Raw genomic sequence first — 21,114 nt, 5'->3', positions numbered from 1 at the left:
CATGCCCAGCTCAAATTCCTTCCGAAAGCCCTTGACGCCGGCTGGTCCGCTCGACTTCCGGCGCTACCCCACCATTGGCGGTCGCGGAAGCACCTTCGGCCGGAGAGAGAAGAGGGTCCGCGCCAGGCGCGGACGTGACGATCCCGGGGGCGATCGGGCTCGGGATCGAGGGAGATGTCGTCGTTGGTGTGTCAGCCCCACCGTGGGCCGGCCCACCCTCCCGGGGAATCGGGACCGGGCCGGCGGGCGGGGCGCACTGCCGGGTCAGCCAGTCCAGGCCACGTCGGCGGGCGACCACGGTGAGCCGGTCACCGGCGAAGATCACCTGCCGCGGGTCGAGGTCCTTCCACCAGATCGTCTTTGCCCCGCCGGTCGGAGTCCGGGCGATCAGCCGGACCTGCCCGTCCCGGTTCACCGTGTCCAGCGGCCGACCGTCCAGCTCGGAACCGGCGGCGACCGGCACCTCGGCGACCGGAAGCGCGTGCCGGTCGACCGGGATGGTGGTGATGACCGCGCGTTCGGTGAGCGCGCCGATGAAGGCGGGCGCGGCCAGATAGGAGACCGAGCGGGACACCCCGAGAGCGAAGGTCTCCTCCACCCGCTCGGCGAAGTCACCGTCGAAGAGCCGCAGCACCACCCGCAGGTCGTCGCGGAGATCACGGGCCGCCAACGCCGCCTCCAGGTTGGCGACGTCGTCGGTGGACGCCACCACCAGCGCCTGACAGTTCGCGACCGACGCGGCGGCCAGGGTCTCGGGCAGCGCGGCGTCACCAATGACCAGGGGCACCTCCAACTGCCGGGCCAGGGTCGCTCCGCGCGGTGCCGGGTCCTTGTCGATAGCCACGACCTCGACGTCGTACTCGCGCAGCTGGGCCATGACCCGCGTGCCGACGTTGCCGAGGCCGATCACCACGACGTGCCCGGCGCGAGCCGGTTGCAGCAGACCGGTGTGCAGGGCGAGCCGGGCGTTGACGATGCCGTCCACGACCACAGCGGTGATCAGCGGGATCAGTGCGAGCCCCGCCAGGTTGAGCACCACCTGCATGATCTGGGCGTCGGCGGCCTTGCCGGTGTCCGGGTCGGCGCCGCTGAGCGTGGTGACGAGCGTCAGGTACAGCGCCTCCAACGGCGAGACGTCCTCGGCGCGGGAGATCAGCGCGCCCAGCACCGCGATCACCGCGAGCACCACCATCACCGCGATGCCGATCTTGCGGGTGGCGAAGCCGCGTAGGGCCCGCAGCAGCACCGCGACCGGACGTCGTCGACGTCGGGCCCGGACCAGCCGCCGCGCGGCGACCTCGGTGCCCGGCGGCTGGCCGGTCGCCTCGGCGAGCACCAGGTCCGCGCCGGCCTGCTCGGTAGGCAACAGCTCCACCCCCTGCTGCCCGTCGGGGCGGGCCAGCGCGCACACCACGTCCTGCGCCCGGACGTCGGCACGGCGCGCCACCCGCAACGTCTTGTCCCGGTGTTGGAAGGAGCTGGGGTCGACCTCGCCGAGTGCGGCGGCCACGAACGCCGGGGCCGCCATCTCGGCGTCGGAGAGCACCTCGACGGGTGCCTTGATCAGCTTGCGGACGCCGTCGGCGAGGGTGCCGTTGAACATCCGCAGCACCTGGCGGACCCGCTGGTCGACGGCCTGGGCACAGAGCGCGGCGTGCAGGTTGCCCACGTCGTCCTGGTGCAGCAGGGCCAACCCGGTCGCGCCGGCCAGCCCGGCCGCCTCGAAGGTCGCCACGTCCAGGCGCTCCGAGCGGATCACGCGGACACCGCGCAGGCCGGCCACGTCCGGACCGGTGCTGCGGTAGCGCTCCGGTACCACGACGGTCACCCGTGCGCCGCCGACGGGAAGGTCGGATTCGAGCATCGCGCGGGCCACGTAGTAGGCGAGGGCGTCCCGGCCGCAGATCACGTAGTGCGGGCGCGGGTCGCCGACGGAGCGGAGCCGCCAGTTCCACTCGACCGCCCGTCGCGCCCGGTCCCGCCACGGCTCCGCCATGCCCGGATCGTAACCAGCACGAACACCCCGGGCGACCCCGCCCGGTTCGTCCCCGGGCAGGCATGGCGACCCGGACGGTGGGTAGAGCACTGCCATGCAGACCTTCCTCCCGTACCCGGACTTTCTGGCCAGCGCCCGCGTGCTGGACCAGAAGCGGCTGGGCAAGCAGCGGGTGGAGGCCATCCAGGTGTTGCGCGGGCTCACCTGGCCGGGGTACGGCTGGCGTAACCACCCGGCGGTGAAGATGTGGGCCGGGTACGAGGAGGCGTTGACCCGCTACGGGCTGGACATGTGCGCGGTCTGGACCGAGCCGGGCCGGGCCGACACCTGCGCCACGACGCTGACCGTCGACCTCGCCGCCGCGTGCGGAGCAGGTGTCGTACGCACCCAGGACGAGCTGGCCCAGGCGGGTGACCTGCCGTCCTGGCTCGGCCGCGACGACCTGCACCTGAGCCACCGATCGTCGCTGATCCGCAAGGACCCGACGCACTACGTTCCGATCTTCGGCGTCGACACACCGGACGACCTGGAGTACGTCTGGCCCGCGTCCGACCGGGCGCGGCGCTGCCTGCCGTAGGAGACTGGCGGCAGACGAGGGAGGTACCCGTGGCGCTGTCGCGTGTGGTGGGTCGGCTTATCGGCGTACGCCAGCACCTGGTGGACCCGGGCGGTGCTGGCGCCGACCGCGTGCCGCAACCGGTCACGGCGGTCGTGGTCGGCGGTGGGATCGCCGGCATGTCGGCGGCGGTGGTGCTCGCCGAACGCGGCGTGGACGTGACGGTGCTGGAGGCGGCACCGACCGTCGGCGGACGGCTGGGCGCCTGGCCCGAGGCCCTGCCCGACGGGGAACAGCAGAACGAGCACGGCTTCCACGCGTTCTTCCGGCAGTACTACAACTGGCGGTCCATCCTCCGCCGCGTCGAGCCTGACCTGGGCTTTCTCAAACCGATCCCGGGCTATCCGATCCTGAGCGCCGAGTGGCCGACCGAGGAGTTCGGCAGGCTGCCTCCCGCGCCCCCGGCGAACCTGCTGGCGCTGCTGCTGCGCAGTCCCAGCCTGCGCCTGGCTGATCTACGGTCGATGGACCGGGACGCGGCGCTGCCGCTGCTCACCTACGACCCGGTGCGCACCTACGCGGAGCTGGACGACACCACCGCCGACGAGTTGCTGGCCTCGCTGCGGCTGCCGGATCGGGCGCGGGCGATGCTGTTCGAGGTCTTCTCGCACTCGTTCTTCAACCACGAGGCGGAGATGTCGGCCGCCGAGATGGTCGCCCAGTTCCACTTCTACCTGCTCGGCAACCCGGAGGGGCTGGCCTTCGACTGCCCCGACGAGGATTACGCGACGGCAATCTGGCAGCCGCTGACCGGGCATTTGGAGAAGCACGGCGGTCGCGTGCTCACCCGCTCCGGAGTGACCGGGGTGCACCGTGACGGCGACGGCTGGCGGGTGACGACCACCGACGGCAGTGACCACCACCGGGCGGCCCACGTGGTGCTGGCCGTCGATCCGCCTGCGCTCGCCGCGCTGGTGGCGGCCTCCCCCGACCTGATCGCGGGGGCACCGGGGCTAGCGGCGCGGATGTCCAGCTTCGGCACGCCCGGCCCGCCGTACGCGGTGGCACGGTACTGGTGCGACGGTGACGTCGCCGCCGACCGGGCGGTGTTCAGCGGGGTGTCCCGGCAGCCCACACTGGACTCGGTGACGTTGTACCACCGGCTGGAGAACGAGTCGCGGCGCTGGGCGCGCCGGACCGGCGGTTCGGTGGTCGAGCTGCACGCGTACGCCTGCGAGCCCGGTGTGCCGGCCGAGGAGTTGGCCGAGCGGATGCGCAGAGAGCTGGCGGCACTCTGGCCGGAGGCGGCTGACCTGCGGGTCCGGGAGCTGCGCGCCCGGGTGGAGGCGCAGGCGCCGGCGTTCACGCCGGGCAGCCACGCCTGGCGTCCCGGGGTCCGCACCGAGGCTCCCGGTGTCTATCTGGCCGGCGACGGGATCGCCACGGACTTCCCGACCGCCCTGATGGAACGGTCCGCGTCCACCGGGATCATCGCGGCGAACCACATCCTGCGCGAGCAGGGCGTCGCGGGCGAGCCGGTGCGCTCGGTCCGCCCGCGTGGCCTGCTGGCGGGGCGAGGCACCCCAAACCGACAAAAAGCTACATAAGCGACGGTACGCTGCCGTACGCTCGGTTGATCATCCGTCGATCGACCGGGCGGGAGGGCAGCGGCGATGTCACCCCTGCACCGCGCTGGCGCGGCGGACGTACGAGCCGAGGCGACCGCGCGGGACGACGCGTACCCGTTGATCCGTGACGAGCGCGCCTGCGTCGTCACCGCACTGCGACTGGGCTGGTGGATGGCGGACGCCTACCACCAGGGACAGCACGCCGAGCCCGCCCCGGCCACCCCGGTCCACCCGCCGGCCAAGCTCTCCAACCTGACCGAGATGTCGCTCCCGCGCCGGATGCGGATGTACCTGGACGGCGTCGACGTCGCGCTGGCCCAGATCTCGGCCCTCACCCGGCACAGCGGCTCGTTGCCCGACACGTCCGCCGCCCGCACCCACCTGCCCGACCTGGACCGGATGCCCGACCCGGACCGGCTGCCCGACCTGGAACAGCCCGGTCTGATCGACACCGAACCGCTGCTGCTGGCCCTCGACGACCTCAACGTGGACGTGCTGCGCTGGGCGATGGCCACCAACCTCCGGGTCGGGCTCGCCTACCGGCTGGGCCGGTCGCTGGCCGACACGGTCCGCCCCGGCGACGCCGCCCAACTGCTGCGCCGCTTCGACGGCCGGCAGATCCAGATCAGCCGGTGGCTGGACGAGTTGGCCAGCGTGCTGCCCCCGTACTCGGCCGCGGTGGTACGCCGCTCGCTGGCCGCCTGGGCGGTCGCCGTCGAACGGGCGGGTCGAGGTGATCCGGCCGAACCGGAGCCCGCCGAACTGAGCCGCGAACTGCGCAACCAGGGCGACCTCTGGCGCGGCGTGCTCACCGGCGGACTGCACCCGCGCGACCTGCTCGACGAGGAAGACTACGCGGTGGTCGCCCGAAACCTGATCATCCGGGATCGGCGGCTGGTGGCCCAGGCCGCCCGGGGCATCTTCTGGCCGGTGCTGGTGCCGCTGCTGGTGGTGCTCTTCGCGCTGGTCGGGGTCAGTGCCGCCGCGGCGGCCGGCTCACCGACCACGCGGGCCGCCGTCGCCCTCCTCGGCCTGGGCGCCGGGCTGGCCGCCATCTGGCGCTCGGTCTCCGGACCTGCGCTGGCGGTCGCCAGCGAGATCAACCGGCCGCTGCTGGACAGCGAACTCACCGCCCGGATGGCACTGCGGCTGGACCGCCCGTTGACCACCGCCCGCAGCGCGGCCGGGGTCGCTCCCCAAACCCGGCGTCAGCGTCGTCCCGAGGAGCCGGGCGGCCGATCGAAATACGTTGCCCCCCGCTCCCGTGCGGACCTACCGTGATCGCGCAAGGTCAACCACCACCGCGGGAGCAGATGATGACGATGTCGCACGTCACCACCGTGCCGTCGTCGCTGCTGCGCGGCCGCGGTCGCCTTGTGGAAGGTCCCCGGCCGGGCCGGCCCGACTGACGCGTACCCGTACGCGCCGAGCCGCCCGTCCGAACGCCGGACCGGGCGGCTCTTTGCTGTCCGTCGCCACCGTCGAAAGGAGTCCCGGTGGACGCCGTCCTCGTCGTCAACGCCGACCTCGGCCCGCTGCACCGGGTCACCGTCCAACACGCTGTACGGATGCTCTGCCGACGGGTGGCCGAGATCCACGAGGCGGAGCCGGATCGGCTGATCGGGGTCTTCCCGCTGCCCCGGGTGGTGCGGCTGGTCCGCTACGTGGTCACCCGGTGGCGGTTCAACTCCGGAGCGGCCTGGTCCCGGGCCGGAGTGCTGCGCCGCGACGAGCGATGCTGCGCGTACTGCGATGGTCCGGCGTCGACCATCGACCACATCCTGCCGCGTTCCCGAGGTGGCCGGAACACGTGGCGCAACACCACCGCCGCCTGCTACGGCTGCAACCAGCGCAAGGGCGACCGGACCCCGGCCGAGGCGGGCATGCCGCTGCGCCGGGAGCCGGTGACCCCGGGCTGGTCGGCGCTCGCCGGGCGGTGACCGACCGGCCGGCGGGAACGGGGGGCCGCGTCCGGGGTACGCCCCGGCGCGGCACCCGCCGGCCCCAGGTCAGGTGGCGCGCTCACTGACCTTCGGCTTCGGCCGCCCGGCGGCGCAGTGGACGCGGATCTCGCTGGTGTGCTCGGGTGAGGCCAACTCCACCCTGACCTGCTTCGCCGGCCCCGCGTCGTACGGCGTCACCTGGTAACCCGGCGCGGGGTCGACCGTGAGCAGTTCGGCCGAACCCCCGACACAGCGGACGGTGACCGCCCCGCCCTGGGCGCGCACCGTGAGCCCCGGGGATTCGGCGGGCGTTGACGCGTCCGTGGGCGCGACCGTCGGCGCGAGGGTCGGCGGCGGCTGACCCGGGGCCGACGGCCGGCCCGGGCCCGCTCCGGGGCCAGGGCGGGGAGCGGCCGACGTGGCAGGGGCGGTCGGGTCGGCGGGCGGGCGCACAGTGGACGGTTCGGGCTGCGCGACGGTCTCCGGCAGGCCCACCGTGGTGGTGCCGCCCGTGCCGATCTCGGTTCGCGGGTTCGTCCCGTCGTGCCATCGCGTGCCGTAGTCGCCGAGCGAGCCAGCCACCGCCACCGCGGCGATCACCGCACCGCCGACCACCAGCGCCACCCGTCGGCGACGCCAGGACCGTCGCTGGAGAGCGCCGGAAGCAGCCCGGTTCGCGCCGTCAGCCGTCCGGGCCGACCGGTCCCCGCCGGACGGCCCGGAAGCAGCGGTTGCACCGGAGGCGGCGGTCTTACCGGAAGCAGCGGTCGCACCGGAAACGGCGGTTGCACCGGCCAGCCCGGAGACGACCGTGAGCAGGATGCGGGCCACTTCGGCCACCGGAGGCCGGTCGTCGGGGTTGCGAGCCAGACACCAGTGGTAGAGCCGGTGGACCTCGGCGGGCACCCGGTCGATCTCGGGTAGCGGGTCCGGATCGACGTGCACGTGGGCACGGAGCATTCCGGTCTGCGTCTCGGCGGCCCACGGCAGTCGGCCGGTGAGCGTCCGGTGCAGGAGCAGGCCGAGCGCGTACACGTCGGAGGCCGGCAGGACCTCGCCGGCCGCCAGTCGCTCCGGAGCGAGGTACGCGGGCGTACCGAGCAGCCGGCCGTCGAAGTCGATCTCGGGGTCACCGGCTGCCGCCGCGATACCGAAGTCGAGCACCTTCGCGCCGGCGGGGGTGAGCATCACGTTGCTCGGCTTCACGTCCCGGTGCACCAGCCCCTGCGCGTGCGCCGCCTCGATGGCGGATGCCACCTCGGCACAGACCCGCAGCGCGGCGCGGGGCGGCAGCGCGCCGGCAGCCAGCCGTCGTTCGAGGGTGTCGCCGTTGAGCAGTTCCAGCACCACGAACGGCACCTGGGCACCGTCCAGAAGCGACTCGCCGAAGTCGCAGACGTTCGTCACGTGCGGGTGCGACAACCGGGCCGCCGCCTTGGCCTCGGCCCGGATTCGCTGCCGGGCGTTGGGGTCCGAGGCGACGAGCACCTTCACCGCAACGTCCCGTTCGAGCACCTCGTCGTACGCCCGGTACACCGCCGACATGCCGCCGCTGCCGAGACGCTCCAGGAGCCGGTAGCGGCCCGCAAGCAACTGATCACGCTGCACGACGGACAGCCTGCCGTACGACTCGCGTTTGGCACCAGCCGGGATCGAGGTTTCGCAATGGGTGGAACCGTGTCCACGGCTAGGCCGTACGCATGCAGCCTCCCGGCCGGCCTCCCCCCATCAGTGCCGGCCAGGGTGGGTGGGCCGGGGCATCCCTCAGCCGTCGTTCGGTGCTCGCCAGGCGAAGCGGGGCATACGACGTTCGGCCATGGCCGCCACGCCCTCCCGGGCCTCGCCGCTGTCCGCGACCTTCCGGTGCCACCAGGCGATCCGCGCCGGTCCGGCCCGGTCGTCGACGATCTCCTTGGCGGCGGTGACGCTCAGCAGGTGCTTCGCCGCGGACGGGCCGACCAGTCGCGCCAGCCGGCGCGTCGTCGGCGCAGGGTAGACCAGGCCGAGCCGGGCCGGGGGTACGCCGAAACGGGCGTCGTCCGAGGCGATCCGCAGATCACAGGCGACCGCGAGCTGCGCGCCGCCCCCGACGCAGGCACCCCGGATCGCCGCGATGGTTGGCTTGGCGAAGCTTGCCAGCCGCTCCTCGGCGGCCACCGCGATGCTGGTGTCGCCGGCGTCCAGCAGCTCGGCCAGATCACCCAGGTCGGCACCGGCGCCGCCGTCATCGCGTCTTCCCACGCCAACCGCCCAAGACTGCCAGACCCGGCGACCACCGTTGCGGTGGCCGCCGGGTCCGGGCGTTGGTCAGGTCAGGAGACGTTGACCGCCGTGTCGTCGACCACGAAGGACGTCTGGAGCGAGGAGTCCTCGGTGCCGGTGAACTTCAGGGTGACGGTCTGGCCGGCGTACCCGGCCAGGGAGAAGGACTTCTGGCTGTAGCCGGAGGCCTTGTTCAGGTTCGAGTACGTCGCCAGCGTGGCCAGCACCGTCCCGCCCGAGTTGAGCACCTGCACGTTGAGCTTGTCGTACGCCGTGCTGGTGGTGGTCTCGGCCGAGTCGATGTGCAGCCAGAAGCTGACCGTGTACGACGAGCAGCCCGTCGGGAGCGCCACCGACTGGGCGAGCGTGTCGGTGTGGGTGCTGCCGTACCCGTTCAGCCATGCCTTGTACGACCCGCCGTGGGCCGCCTGGCCGCTGGAATTGGTGATGACCCCGGAGCTGGCCGTCCAGCCGGTCGCGCCGGACTCGAAGCCCGGGTTGGCCAGCTTCTGGCCCGAGGAGGTGCAGCCGCCGCCGGTGCCGTTCACGGTCAGCGTGTAGGTGGCGCTGCGGGTGACCGCGCCCGCGCCGTTCACGGTGATCGAGTAGGTGCCCGGTGAGGTGCTCGCGGAGGTGCTGATGGTGAGGGTCGACGAGCCGCCCGAGGTCACCGAGGCAGGGCTGAACGCGGCGCTCGCGCCGCTGGGCAGGCCGGACGCGGAGAACGTCACCGTCTGCGCCGAACCACTCGTGGTGGCGGTGGACACGGTGGTGGAGACCGCACTGCCCGGGTTCACCGAGCCGGCGGTCGGCGACAGCGACACGGAGAAGTCGTTGCCGGTGGAGCAGGTCGCGTCGTTGCCGGCCACGTTCACCGCTGTCCAGGCGGCCTGCACGGCCTTGTACTCGGTCGAGCAGCTGCCGTACAGGTCGGTGGCCGCCCGCAGGCTGTAGGCGCGGGCGGTGTTCGCCGGGTTGCTGGTGTTGACGTACGACGTGTTGCTGGTGAAGTAGACGTCCAGGGCCCGGTACCAGATCTTCTCGGCCTTGGCGCGGCCGATGCCGGTCACCGCGGGAGCCGAGCCGCAGACCGGCGAGGTGCCGTACGACGTGGCGCCGGTGCCCTCGGCGAGGTTGAAGTAGAAGTGGTTGCCGACGCCGGAGGAGTAGTGCACGTCCTTGTTCTTCGTGCTGGTGGACCAGCAGGAGTCGGACGAGCCATCCAGCGACGGGTTGTACATGTAGCGCAACGGCGTGTTGTTGCCGTTGATGTTGATCTTCTCACCGACCTGGTAGTCGCCCGGGTCGCTCGGCGCGGCAGCGTAGAACTCCACCATGTTGCCGAAGATGTCGCTGGTGGACTCGTTCAGGCCACCGGACTCGCCGGAGTAGACCAGCCCGGCCAGCGCCTCGGTGACACCGTGGCTCATCTCGTGCCCGGCCACGTCCAACGCGACCAGCGGACGGGAGTTGCCCGAGCCGTCGCCGTAGGTCATCTGGGCGCCGTCCCAGAAGGCGTTGACGTAGTTGTTGCCGTAGTGGACCCGGCTCGGCACACCACTGCCGTTGCCGAAGATGCCGTTACGTGCGTGCACGTTCTTGAAGTAGTCGAACGTCTTGGCGGCGCCGAAGTGCGCGTCGACACCGGCCGACTGCCGGTTCGAGTTGGCACCGGTGCCCCACGCGTTGTCGGCGTCGGTGAACGTGGTGCAGGACGACGTGCCGTTGTTCATGTCGCAGGTACGGCCGTTGCCGCGTACCGGGTCGATCATCTGGTACGTGCTGCCGGAGAGCGTCGTGTCGATGCCGACCGTGCCGGTGTAGATGCCCTGCCCGCTGCCGGTGACCGATTCGATCTCGTCATACGACCCGACGGTCGCGCCGGAGGTGGCGTCGGTGATCACGTGCAGTCGCGACGGTGTCTGCCCGTCCGGCTGCCAGCCGCTGACGACCGTCTCCCACGCGAGTCGGCCCTTGCCAGAAGTGGCGTCGACGAACAGTTCCGGAGTGCCCACGGCCTCGGCCGTGCCGGTGAACCCGGCGCGGGCCGTCTTCTTCGCCGCGTCGGCGCTGACCCGTGGCGCGGTGAGGAGGGTCAGTGGTGCGGCGAGTCCGACCGAACTGCCGGCGTAGGTGCCGTTCGGCGCGGTGTGGATGACGAAGTCACCCCCGTACACCCGCAGCCCCTGGTAGGTGCGGGAGTAGCGGGTGTGCGCCGCGCCGGAGGCGTCCACCCGGGTGCTGAGCACCTGGTAGGACTCGGCGCTCGAACCCTGGACGGCGCCGGGGTTCGTTCGCAGGACGGTTGCCGCCCGGGCCACAGCGGAGGCGTCCGGCACGGGAACGGGCGGTGGGGCGGCCTGCGCCGCGGTGGCGACGCAGGTCAGCAGGCCGCTGGTGAGCAGCGCTGCGCTGACGGCCGCGATGGGTCGTTTCACGTGCCCTCCTGGAAGGAGTAAGGGTGTGACGGGGGTAGTCACGCATGTAGATATAGCTATGCATTGAAGAAAAGAGAAGTCTTGGACCGCTCCCAGACATTGAGACTGGCCAAACGGATGAGGGCCTTGACAAGGGAACCAACGCACGCAGCGGCACGTCCGACGGACATGAGACCCGCCTCGACGACCGGCGTCACCATCGCGCTCCTGGCCGCCCTCCTGGCCGGCTGCACCGGCACCGACCGGGCCGGCAGCGCCGCTGACCAACCATCGGCCACCGGCACCCCGCCGCCAACGACCGCGACACCGACCAGCACCGCGCCGACGGGCACCGCGCCGACCGGACCCGTGCCGACCGGACCGGGTGCCACGGATGCGGCGGCCGGGCGCGTGACGCTGTTCCGCTCGGGCGGCTTCGCCGGGCGCGGCGACAACATCACCATCGAAGCGGACGGCCGGTGGACAGTGGTGGACCGGGCCGGTGGCCGTCGTACCGGAAAACTCGACGCCGCCGACCTCGGCCGGCTCCGCGGCCTGGCCGCCGATTCCCGGCTGACGACCGAGGCCCGCCGCACGGCCACCACGTCAAGCTGCGCGGACGCGTTCAGCTACCGCCTGACCGTCGGCGGTGTCGAGACGGGGTACGTCGACTGCCCCGCCGACCCCGGACCTCCCTCGGCCACCCGGGCGATTGTCGAGCTGCTGCTACGGGTCACCGCCTGACCGGCAGTCACACGAGGTAGTCCGGGGGGAGGCCGGTGCCGCGCAGCTCGTGGGGCAGGTGCGCCACGTCGTTGACGGCGATCAGGTTCGGCGGCCCGGCCACGCCGTACCGGATGACGGTCAACCCCGCGTTGTGGTGGTTCAAGCCCAGCCACCGCCGCTCCGGCGCGTCGAGGGCGTGCCGGACCAGCCAGGCGATCAGGAAGGTGTGCGTCACCACCAGCTCCCGGACCGGCTCCGCCTCGGCCACCACGCCATCGGGGGCGACCGGTCCGGTGAAGCGCACGGCGTCCGCCGTCACGCGCGGCCCGTCGGCCCGCTCGGCCGTCGTGAATCCGGCCAGGAACTCGGCGTACGCCGACGGCAGGCCGGTGTCCGGCTCGGTCGAGCCCGTGTCGGCGTGCCCGGTGAGGTCCTGCTCGCCGTGTCGGGTCAGGTACAGCAGCCGGGCGCGCATGCCGTACACCCCAACACACCGGAGGGCGCGGTGCTGGCCCGCGCCCTCCGATTATCTGATCTTGTGGCTACGCCCGGGGGAACATCTGGCCGATACGGATCTTGTTGCCGAACGGGTCCCGGATGCCGAAGTCGATCCCGTACGGGCGCTCGGTCGGCTCGTCGGTGATCTCGACGCCCTTCGCCACCAGGTCCTCGTGGGTCTTGTGGGCGTCGTCGGTGGTCATGAAGAGGTACCCGCCCAGGGCACCCTTGGTGAGCAGCTCCCGCACCTGCTCGGCCGTCCCCGGGTCCAGCGCCGGCGGGCCGGGCTTCTCCAACAGGATCTCGCGCTCCGGGTCGCCCGGCAGGTTGACCGTCAGCCAGCGCATGAAGCCGAGATCCTGATCGGTGTTGACCTCCATGCCGAGCTTGTTGACGTAGAAGTCAAGCGCCTCGTCCTGGTCGAGCACGTAGATCTGGGAGCGGCTGATCGCGTTCATCGTCATGCCAACGACCGTAGAGGGTGGCCCTGACCTGCTGCTTATCCAAAACTGCTGGGACGCGTCCACGCCTTGGTGAAACAGGACGGCACATTGCCGGCAGCGGCGCGGCGACGTCGGAAATCCGAGGGCGACTCCCCCACGATCTGCCGGAAAGTCCGACTGAACGTGCCCAGACTGCCGAACCCGACCGCGTAGCAGATGTCCGTCACGTCCCGGCCGGTCTCCACCAGCAGCGTCATCGCCCGCTCGACCCGGCGGCGTTGCAGATACCGGTGCGGCGTCTCACCGAAGGTCGCCCGGAACGTCCGGATGAAGTGCGCCTCGGAGACGTGCGCGATCCGGGCCAGCGCCGGGATGTCCAGCGGGTCGGCGTACGCCCGGTCCATCGCGTCGCGGGCGCGCAGCATCGCCCGGTTCGACTCCTCCACGGCCCGACTCACCGCGGGCTGCCCCGCGGCACCCACGGGCGGGCCAGCAACTGCGCATCGCGTACGGCGGGCAAGTAGGAGCGGTTGTCCTGGACGCTGCCGACGATCGCGCCGAGCGGGCTCATGCGACTCCTCGACGGTCAGTGGTACCCGAACTGTAGGAGTGGCAGACCCTCGATGGTCGTCCCTGCCAGCAGCGCCGACGGCGGGCCGATGTCGGTACGCCTGGAGCCGCGCTCCAGGAGAGACCGAAGCGCGATAGCGCAAGGTGACCAAATGTTGACACACGGAATGGCTCCTCCGCGTTACTCTCGTTGCATACCGGAAGGTTCGAGAGCTTTGGGAGGTTTGACCTCGGGAGTGCCGCCTACGATACTGCTGTCCGTAAGGCTTGTATCGCGCTCAGCAACAGCAGCAGCCCCGGGGATGGATGCATGCCAAGGCGGCCGGGAAGATCGCTAGATATCCCAGACAGCGCGCAACCGACCCAGTACGGGAAGGGGCCGTTCGGTTCCCCCACCCGATTCAGGGATCGACCGCGTGCAGAGATCAACGAGCCAGACGTGTCACTGCTGTGGGGACGGGTAGATGTTGACGAAGCTCGAAGGATCGTCGACAAGTGGGCAAGCCCGCTGTCTGCAGTTCGGTACACCACGGCCGGGGCGCTGCGCGCAAAAGGTTTCATCGTTCGTCACACGCCAACAGGCCCCAACCCGATGCATGTAAGTGTCTTCCCGCCACTCGACGGGAGCGATCCCGAGGACTGGGATGACTCCCTAGCCAAGAAGTTCTCTGACTGCTTCACTGAACCGCACGGAGGAGGTGGTACTCGTGAGTAGCTACGGACCTGCGCCCGAGCTTGGGAACCTCGCTTGGGCACCACTACCTACCGTCGAAGCCGTTGAGATCATCGATCGATACAACGGAGTGCCGACCCTCGGGGTTGCTCGAGCACAGGGCGAGACCTGCCTCTTCTGGCGAGTACTTTCCGACGATGAGCACGTCTCGGTATGGCTCTACGTACCGCTGACGAACCCCGACGAAGAGCATCTCAACACGGACGACGACTCGGATTATCTCGACACCATCGTCGTCAAGTCCTCACGATCTCGGTACACGACGATGGGCGTTGCTTACGACAACCGCCTCGTGTTCGAACGCGAGTGGCAGCTTCCCGCCGACTTGAGCGCCGACGACGCCGCTCTTGCCTGTCTGGAGTTCTGCGCGGAGGCGATGCGGGTAGCTCTTGCCCAGAACCCGCCACTGCCCGCAACTCGCAGGCGAATCGTGCAAAAGGCATCCGACGCTGTCAAGCACTTGGCGACCTGCTAGGCGCCAAACGCCCGCTTCGGCCAAGCTAGTTGAGCTCCGCAGGTCTCCTGCGGAGCTCGTTCCTTAGACGATCGCCGCTGTCATCGCTGAAGACCACACTCGAAGTACTCCCATCGGCGATGCTCCTGGGCGGCGGTGACCGACCACACCGGGCGCCGATGGCTGCGGAGACCCGACTGCTGTCGATCACCGCGCTCCCGGTCCTGCGGCCGGGGAAGCGCCCTGTAGATATGGAGCCCCCGGCCGGGATCGAACCGGCGACATCTCGCTTACAAGGCGAGTGCTCTGGCCAGCTGAGCTACAGGGGCGCGTGTGTCGAGGCCAGCATAGCGACTGGCGTCCGGATATCCCGCTCGCGAGGCCTCCCGAGCACGGGAAACGTCAACAACCCGACGCCCGAGGTCCCACCACGACGCCGATTGATGCCTGCCCGTGCCCGACTGCCCGTAATGCGTAGTCGTTGGATCACTTCTGAGGGTTCCTCGTCTTGGCAGCGCGGGGAAAGCCGTTTACGGTGCAGTCACACGGACGACAGTCCGGCCGCCCCCGCGGTCGACCCGCCGTCCGCTGACCGGCACGGGTTCGTGCCGGTCGCTCCTTCACTCGGATCGTCCGGCACGTTCCTGCCGGTGAAAGGAAGCGCACCACCATGGCTACGGTCACCTATTCCAAGGCGTCCCGGATCTACCCGGGCACCGAGCGTCCCGCCGTCAACGAGCTGAACCTCGAGATCGGCGACGGTGAGTTCCTCGTCCTCGTCGGCCCGTCGGGTTGCGGCAAGTCCACCAGTCTGCGGATGCTCGCCGGGCTGGAGGACGTCGACGCCGGCTCGATCTACATCGACCAGCGCGACGTCACCCACCTTCCCCCGAAGGCCCGCGACATCGCGATGGTCTTCCAGAACTACGCCCTCTACCCGCACATGACGGTGTACGAGAACATGGCGTTCGCCCTGAAGCTGCGCAAGACCTCCAAGTCGGAGATCGACCGGCGGGTCAAGGAGGCGGCCGGGCTGCTCCAGCTCGAGGAGTACCTCAGCCGCAAGCCGAAGGCGCTCTCCGGTGGTCAGCGTCAGCGTGTCGCGATGGGCCGGGCGATCGTCCGCGAGCCGCAGGTCTTCCTCATGGACGAGCCGCTGTCGAACCTCGACGCCAAGCTCCGCGTGCAGACCCGTACCCAGATCGCGTCGCTCCAGGCCAAGCTGGGCGTCACCACCGTCTACGTGACGCACGACCAGGTCGAGGCCATGACCATGGGTCACCGGGTCGCCGTGCTGCTCGACGGTGTCCTGCAGCAGGTCGACACGCCGCGGGCGCTCTACGACACCCCGGCCAACGTGTTCGTCGCCGGCTTCATGGGCTCTCCGGCCATGAACATCAAGACCGTCCCGCTGCACGAGCAGGGCGCCGAGTTCGCCGAGCTGCGCATCCCGCTGACCCGCGAGCAGGTCGAGGCGGCCCGCGCCGAAGGTGGCGACGGCAAGGTCACCGTGGGCTTCCGCCCGGAGGACTGCGAGCTGGTCAGCCCGACCGAGGGCGGCATGCCGGTCGTGGTCGAGCTGGTCGAGGACCTCGGTTCGGACGCCAACGTCTACGGCCACGCCGCGCTGGGTGGCAACTCGGAGCGCTTCGTCGTCCGTACCGACCGGCGCAGCATGCCGAACATGGGTGACACCGTGTTCGTCAAGCCGGTCGCCGGTCGCAGCCACGTCTTCCACGCCGCCACCGGCAGCCGGATCTGACGTAACGCCGTACACGCGAGGGGCGGTCCGCTTCGGCGGGCCGCCCCTTTCGTCGTACCCGGGATGGGTCCTCACCCTCGGGAGCCAGCGCGGGTGTGGCTCCCGAGGGTGACGCGGCGGGGTGTGCCGCGCCCATAGCGTTCGCGGCACACCGAGCCCGAGGAGTCGTCGTGTCCGCCACCGCCACCGCTCAACCGACGTCCCGTTCCCGGCCGTACCGGCTCGCCCGCCGGGCCGGTCGTAGCCTGGCCTACTGCGCGACGCTGACGCCGGTCGCGCTGTTCACGCTGGTGACAGCCCCGACGGGTGGGCGCGATGCCGCTGCGGCGCGGTGGCGCGCCCTGCGCACCGGCCTGCTCGCCGCGCCCCCGGCAGGCGCGCCCGGCCGGCGGGCTGGCCGCGCTGATCGGCATCGCCGCCGTACACCAACGACTGACCCGACGCCTCGACGGGGAGCGGAGTCCGGCCTGGCTGCTGCCGACCACGCTGCTGATCGCAGCGGCCGGTGCGGTCCTCTTCGTCGCCTGGACCCACCAGATCTGACGACGAAGCCCCCTCCCGGTTCGGGGAGGGGGCTTCGTCGACGTCGTTACAGCTCGACCGAGCGGCGGCGGGCGACCTCGGCCAGGGTGACCGCGGCGGCCACACTGGCGTTGAGCGACTCCACCTCGGAGATCATCGGGATGCTGACGGTCAGGTCGCAGGTCTCCCCGACCAGCCGGGACAGCCCGCGCCCCTCGGAGCCGACGACCACCACCAGCGGGCCGACGGCGGCCTCCAGGTCGTACAGGTCGGTGTCGCCGTCGGCGTCCAGGCCGACCACCATGAAGCCCGCGTCCCGGCACGCCTTCAGCGACCGGGTCAGGTTGGTGACCTGAGCCACCGGCACGCGCGCGGCCGCGCCGGCGCTGGTCCGCCAGGCGGTCGCGGTGATCCCGGCGGCCCGCCGCTCGGGTACGAAGACACCCTGCGCGCCGAACGCGGCGGCCGAACGGATCACCGCGCCCAGGTTGCGCGGGTCGGTGACCCCGTCGAGCGCGACCAGCAGCGGCGCCTGCTGCTCCAGCGACGCGGCGACCAAGTCCTCGAACAGCTCGTACGCGAACGGCGGCACCTGCAACCCGACGCCCTGGTGCAACACCCCACCGGTCATCCGGTCCAGCTCGGCGCGACTGATCTCCAGGTTGGCGATACCCCGGTCGGCGGCCGTACGGATGATCTCGTTGACCCGGTCGTCCATGTCGATGCCCTGGGCCGTGTAGAGCGCCGTCGCCGGCACCTGGGCGCGCAGCGCCTCCAGCACCGGGTTACGCCCGACCAGCAGCTCCGGGGTGTCCTTGGACGGGTTGGACTTGCGCCCGGGCGCAACCCGCGGACCGCTGCGGCCGACGGGCTTACCGCCCCGGCCCGCGGCGCCACGACCGGCCGGTACGCCCCGACCGCCGCCCTTGCCCCAGGTGGTGTCCTTGCTGCCCGGCTGGCCGATCTTGGGGGCGCGCCCCTCCTCGGCCGCCGCCCGGCGCTCCTTGTCCTGCTTCCAGGCGGTGCGCTGGGGCAGCTTCTCGGTGCCCGAGTAACCCTTGTGCCAGGGGCGCTCGTCGGCGGGCAGAGTGCGCCCCCGCCCGGCGAGGGAGTCCTTGTTCTTGCCACCGGAGCCCTTGGGGGCACCCGCCTTCGGCGTCAGTCGCCGGCCACGGCGCTGCGAGTTGCCGGCCATCAGTCCTGCTCTCCAATAGTCCAACGGGGGCCCTGGGGGGTGTCCTCGACCACCACGCCGGCCACCTTGAGCTGGTCACGCACGGCGTCGGCGGCGGTCCAGTCCTTGCGGCCCCGGGCCTGCGCGCGCTGCTCCAGGGCCAGCGCGATCAGGGAGTCCACCACGGCACGCAGATCGTCCGAGCGATCGCCGCCGGTCCACGCCTCGTCGAGGGGGTCGATGCCGAGGATATCCAGCATCGCCCGTACCACGGCCAGGGTGGTGCGGACGGTCACATCGTCGCCGGTGCCCAGCGCGGTGTTCCCGTCCCGGAGGTGCTGTTGCAGCACGGCCAACGCGGCGGACGTGTTGAGGTCGTCGTCCATGGCCGCGACGAAGCCGGCCGGCAGCTCGCCGAGCTGCCCGGCGCCCACCCGCTCGGCGGCCCGCTGCACGAACCCCTCGATCCGCCGGTACGCGGTGGCCGCGTCGCGCAGCGAGTCCTCCGAGTAGTCGATCACCGAGCGGTAGTGCGCGGCGGCGTAGTAGTAACGCAGCTCCACCGGCCGCACAGCCAGCGAGTCCACGTACGCGAGGTCCAGGGCGTTACCCGCCGACTTGCCCATCTTGGCCCCGCCGATGCTGAGCAGGCCGTGGTGCACCCAGTAGCGGGCGAACGGCAGCCCGGCAGCCTTGGACTGGGCGATCTCGTTCTCGTGGTGCGGGAACGTCAGATCCAGACCGCCGCCGTGGATGTCGAACTCGGGGCCCAGGTAACGCCAGCACATCGCCGAGCACTCGATGTGCCAACCCGGACGGCCCAGCCCCCACGGCGACGGCCAGTACGCGTCCGCCGGCTCCTCCGGCTTGGCGCCCTTCCACAGCGCGAAGTCGCGCGGGTCACGCTTGCCCCGGTCCGGCGCGTCGCCGGCCGACTGCATCGCGTCCGGGCTCTGACCCGACAGCGACCCGTACGCCGGCCAGGAGGCCACGTCGAAGTAGACGTCGCCGGAGCCGTCGGTGGCCGGGTACGCGTGCCCGTCCGCGATCAACTTCGTGATCAGCTCGTGCATCTCGGGGATGTGCCCGGTCGCGCGCGGCTCGTAGGTGGGCGGGAGCACGTTCAACGCCCGGTACGACGCGGCGAGCTTCAACTCGTTGGCGTACGCGATCGACCAGAACGGTCGACCCTGCTCCCCCGCCTTGACGAGAATCTTGTCGTCGATGTCGGTCAGGTTGCGGATGAACATGACCTCGTAGCCAGCGGCCAGCAACCATCGGCGCAGCACGTCGTAGTTGACGCCCGAGCGAAGATGGCCGATGTGCGGCGGTGCCTGGAGGGTGAGACCACACAGGTAGACCCCCACCTTGCCGGCTTCCCGCGGGACGAAGTCCCGCACCGATCGGGTGGCGGTGTCATACAGGCGTAGCGTCACCGTACAAGGGTAGCCGTCCACGCCTGTCCGGGTCCGCCGGTGCCGGGTCGTACGCTGCGTGCTGTGGATGCGACGGCAGGGCCCAACCGGACCGGGGAGACGTCCCAGACGCTCGACCGGGGTCTACGGCTTCTGCACCTGGTCGCCGACACGCCGACGGGACTGACCGTCAGCGAGGCGGCGAACCGACTCGGCGTCGGACGGGCGGCCGTCTACCGGCTGGTCGGCCCACTGATCGGGCACGGCATGCTGCGCCGCGCCGACGACGGGCGGCTCCGCCTCGGGGCCGGGGTGCTGCACCTGGCCCGACGCGCCCAGCCGCTCTTCGCCGAGGGGGCGATGCCCGCGCTACGCCGGCTCGCCGAGCAGGCCGGCGCCACCGCGCACCTGACGGTGGTCGAGGGCGACGAGGGTGTCGCCCTGGCCGTGGTCGAGCCGAGCTGGACGTCGTTCCACGTCGCGTACCGGACCGGGGCGCGACACCCCCTGGAGCGGGGTGCGGCAGGTCGGGCCATCCTCGCCGGCAGGGGCGGCGCGTCCGAGCCGGTGAGCAGCAGCGGTGAGCTGGAGTCCGGGGCGTACGGGGTGGCCGCGCCGGTGCTGGGCGTACCGGGTCTGGAGGCCAGCGTCGGTGTGGTCGCGCTCGCCCCGCTGGACGTCGGTCTGGTCGGCCCCCAGGTGCTCGCCGCCGCGACAGCCGTGGCGGCGACCCTCCACTGACCCTTGATCCACTCCAGGTCACCGATGTGGCGCCATCACGAGCCTTCGATAGCGCCACTACGCCGACCTAGTGATGATCTCGCCGTATAGCACGTGCATCGGCCTCTCGGCGGTTGTCCACAGGCAGGTGCGGCGCGCGCCTCCGGCACTGTCCACAGGGGGTGTTCGCCGCAGCGCCGGAAATCGCAAGCTGGCCGCATGCCCCCACACCACCACCGGCCTCCCGCCCTCGCCTGGCAGGTCTTCCGTGGCTCCGCGGTGACCCAACAAGGTCTGATCACCAGGCACCAACTACGCGGCTCGTCGTGGGTTCGACTCCGCCATGACGTGTACGCGGACGCCCGCCTGGAACGCAACCACGAGCTGGCCTGCCGTGCCGCTGCCCTACGGCTGCCACCGCAGGCGCTGATCGCCGGCCCGTCGTCCGCCTACCTGCACGGCGTCGAGCATGCCGCCGGCTTTGACGACGACGTGCACGTGCTGGTGCCGAAGGCAGCCCGCGTCGATTCTCGGCGCGGCCTGCACGTACACGTGCTAGGCCCCGATACCGCCGCGACGCCGTTGCGCACGCCGGCCACCGGCCCGCAGCCGTCCATGCAAGTGCGCACCCTGCCCGGCGCACGATCCGGCGGCGCTACCCTCCGCAAGACCGATCCCGCATCAGCGGCGTGGGAGACGGCGGTCTGGTTGGATCCGCTGCGCGCGGTCGGAATCGTCGACTCGCTGCTCGCGGCCGGCCTGACCCGCACCGCGCTGGCCACTGTCGCCACCGCCAATGCCGACCGGCCCGGCGGACGACGTGCGTACTGGATCTTCGATCTCGCCGATCCGGGGGCGCAATCGCCGCCCGAGTCGCAACTGCGGGTGCGTCTGGTGATGGGCGGCCTCCCTCGACCGGTCACCCAGCACCCGATCCGGCTGCCTCGCGGACTGGTGGTCCATCCCGACCTGGCCTGGCCCGAGTTCCGCGTGGCGGTGGAGTACGACGGCCGGTGGCACGCCGATCCCGAGCAACTGCACCTCGACCGTCGGCGGCTCAATCTCCTCGTCGGGGCAGGCTGGCTGGTGCTGCACGTGACCAGCAGGAGGCTCCACAGGGAGTTCCCGGCCGTGCTCAACGAGGTGCGGTCGGCCCTGCTCTCCCGCGGCTGGCGCCGCTGACCACACCAACCGTGACCGACTCCAGCTCCCCGATATGGGGGTATCTCCGCCACCTGACACCGCCACATCGGCGACCTGGAGTCGATCATGCCGCCACCCGCCGCCCCGCCGAC

Annotated in this window: 18 protein-coding genes, 1 tRNA gene and 1 pseudogene; 10 read left to right on the top strand and 10 right to left on the bottom strand. The window is 71.3% G+C overall.

Annotated elements, in window-relative coordinates; genetic code table 11:
• Positions 1–10: 10 nt before the first annotated feature.
• On the bottom strand, positions 11–1,996 hold the full coding sequence (locus tag ACGFH9_RS05050; RefSeq protein WP_393215499.1) for a potassium channel family protein: 1,986 nt from the start codon (positions 1,994–1,996) through the stop codon (positions 11–13).
• 94 nt (positions 1,997–2,090) lie between these two features.
• On the opposite strand from ACGFH9_RS05050, the gene ACGFH9_RS05045 reads away from it, so the two are divergent.
• The 4 genes from ACGFH9_RS05045 (at position 2,091) to ACGFH9_RS05030 (ending at position 6,120) form a co-directional block, all read left to right on the top strand.
• Positions 2,091–2,573, top strand: coding sequence for an MSMEG_6728 family protein (locus ACGFH9_RS05045; RefSeq protein WP_393215496.1), 483 nt, complete (start codon positions 2,091–2,093; stop codon positions 2,571–2,573).
• 29 nt (positions 2,574–2,602) lie between these two features.
• A complete protein-coding gene (locus ACGFH9_RS05040; RefSeq protein ID WP_393215493.1) occupies positions 2,603–4,159 on the top strand; it encodes an FAD-dependent oxidoreductase in 1,557 nt (518 codons plus the stop codon).
• A 66-nt stretch (positions 4,160–4,225) separates the two neighbouring features.
• Positions 4,226–5,461, top strand: a complete 1,236-nt coding sequence (locus ACGFH9_RS05035; RefSeq protein WP_393215490.1) for a hypothetical protein — start codon at positions 4,226–4,228, stop codon at positions 5,459–5,461.
• Between the two features lie 215 nt (positions 5,462–5,676).
• On the top strand, positions 5,677–6,120 hold the full coding sequence (locus ACGFH9_RS05030) for an HNH endonuclease (RefSeq protein ID WP_393215487.1): 444 nt from the start codon (positions 5,677–5,679) through the stop codon (positions 6,118–6,120).
• Between the two features lie 69 nt (positions 6,121–6,189).
• Here the strand turns inward: ACGFH9_RS05030 and ACGFH9_RS05025 are convergent, their stop codons facing one another.
• The 3 genes and pseudogenes from ACGFH9_RS05025 to ACGFH9_RS05015 all read right to left on the bottom strand — a co-directional run bounded on the left by ACGFH9_RS05025 (position 6,190) and on the right by ACGFH9_RS05015 (position 10,823).
• A complete protein-coding gene (locus ACGFH9_RS05025; protein WP_393215483.1) occupies positions 6,190–7,731 on the bottom strand; it encodes a serine/threonine-protein kinase in 1,542 nt (513 codons plus the stop codon).
• A gap of 156 nt (positions 7,732–7,887) precedes the next feature.
• A pseudogene (locus ACGFH9_RS05020) lies at positions 7,888–8,340 on the bottom strand (enoyl-CoA hydratase/isomerase family protein); the annotation flags it as partial.
• A gap of 95 nt (positions 8,341–8,435) precedes the next feature.
• Positions 8,436–10,823 (bottom strand): M4 family metallopeptidase, encoded by a 2,388-nt coding sequence (locus tag ACGFH9_RS05015; RefSeq protein WP_393215480.1) that lies wholly within the window; start codon positions 10,821–10,823, stop codon positions 8,436–8,438.
• A 168-nt stretch (positions 10,824–10,991) separates the two neighbouring features.
• Here ACGFH9_RS05015 and ACGFH9_RS05010 point away from each other — a divergent pair, with 168 nt between their 5' ends.
• Positions 10,992–11,546, top strand: a complete 555-nt coding sequence (locus ACGFH9_RS05010) for a hypothetical protein (RefSeq protein ID WP_393215477.1) — start codon at positions 10,992–10,994, stop codon at positions 11,544–11,546.
• 7 nt (positions 11,547–11,553) lie between these two features.
• On the opposite strand, the gene ACGFH9_RS05005 is transcribed toward ACGFH9_RS05010, so the two are convergent.
• The 3 genes from ACGFH9_RS05005 to ACGFH9_RS04995 all read right to left on the bottom strand — a co-directional run bounded on the left by ACGFH9_RS05005 (position 11,554) and on the right by ACGFH9_RS04995 (position 12,927).
• Positions 11,554–12,003 (bottom strand): histidine phosphatase family protein, encoded by a 450-nt coding sequence (locus ACGFH9_RS05005; RefSeq protein WP_393215474.1) that lies wholly within the window; start codon positions 12,001–12,003, stop codon positions 11,554–11,556.
• Between the two features lie 67 nt (positions 12,004–12,070).
• Positions 12,071–12,490, bottom strand: coding sequence for a VOC family protein (locus tag ACGFH9_RS05000; protein WP_355238324.1), 420 nt, complete (start codon positions 12,488–12,490; stop codon positions 12,071–12,073).
• Between the two features lie 35 nt (positions 12,491–12,525).
• Positions 12,526–12,927: a helix-turn-helix domain-containing protein gene (locus tag ACGFH9_RS04995; protein ID WP_393215470.1), complete on the bottom strand. Its 402-nt coding sequence runs from the start codon at positions 12,925–12,927 to the stop codon at positions 12,526–12,528.
• An 819-nt stretch (positions 12,928–13,746) separates the two neighbouring features.
• Between ACGFH9_RS04995 and ACGFH9_RS04990 the strand changes: the two genes are divergently transcribed.
• Positions 13,747–14,247, top strand: a complete 501-nt coding sequence (locus ACGFH9_RS04990; RefSeq protein ID WP_393215467.1) for an Hsp20/alpha crystallin family protein — start codon at positions 13,747–13,749, stop codon at positions 14,245–14,247.
• Positions 14,248–14,478: 231 nt separating this feature from the next.
• On the opposite strand, the gene ACGFH9_RS04985 is transcribed toward ACGFH9_RS04990, so the two are convergent.
• Positions 14,479–14,555 (bottom strand) — tRNA-Thr (locus ACGFH9_RS04985).
• 341 nt (positions 14,556–14,896) lie between these two features.
• Here ACGFH9_RS04985 and ACGFH9_RS04980 point away from each other — a divergent pair.
• Together ACGFH9_RS04980 and ACGFH9_RS04975 are read left to right on the top strand one after the other, a co-directional pair.
• Complete coding sequence (locus ACGFH9_RS04980; RefSeq protein ID WP_393215464.1) at positions 14,897–15,988, top strand: ABC transporter ATP-binding protein; 1,092 nt, start codon at positions 14,897–14,899, stop codon at positions 15,986–15,988.
• Between the two features lie 315 nt (positions 15,989–16,303).
• A complete protein-coding gene (locus ACGFH9_RS04975; RefSeq protein ID WP_393215461.1) occupies positions 16,304–16,531 on the top strand; it encodes a hypothetical protein in 228 nt (75 codons plus the stop codon).
• Between the two features lie 46 nt (positions 16,532–16,577).
• Here ACGFH9_RS04975 and rlmB read toward each other — a convergent pair whose 3' ends face one another.
• On the bottom strand, positions 16,578–17,705 hold the full coding sequence (gene rlmB, locus ACGFH9_RS04970; protein WP_393215458.1) for a 23S rRNA (guanosine(2251)-2'-O)-methyltransferase RlmB: 1,128 nt from the start codon (positions 17,703–17,705) through the stop codon (positions 16,578–16,580).
• A complete protein-coding gene (gene cysS, locus ACGFH9_RS04965; protein WP_393215455.1) occupies positions 17,705–19,120 on the bottom strand; it encodes a cysteine--tRNA ligase in 1,416 nt (471 codons plus the stop codon). The genes rlmB and cysS overlap by 1 nt, the downstream gene beginning before the upstream one ends.
• A gap of 54 nt (positions 19,121–19,174) precedes the next feature.
• On the opposite strand from cysS, the gene ACGFH9_RS04960 reads away from it, so the two are divergent.
• Entirely contained in the window at positions 19,175–19,840 is a 666-nt protein-coding gene (locus ACGFH9_RS04960; protein WP_393215968.1) for an IclR family transcriptional regulator, read from the top strand.
• A 198-nt stretch (positions 19,841–20,038) separates the two neighbouring features.
• Entirely contained in the window at positions 20,039–21,001 is a 963-nt protein-coding gene (locus ACGFH9_RS04955; protein WP_393215452.1) for a hypothetical protein, read from the top strand.
• Positions 21,002–21,114: the final 113 nt, after the last annotated feature.

It is taken from the genome of Micromonospora sp. NPDC049102, assembly GCF_043197485.1.
In the GTDB taxonomy this organism is placed as follows: domain Bacteria; phylum Actinomycetota; class Actinomycetes; order Mycobacteriales; family Micromonosporaceae; genus Micromonospora.
This window is presented reverse-complemented; position numbering and strand designations above follow the sequence as displayed.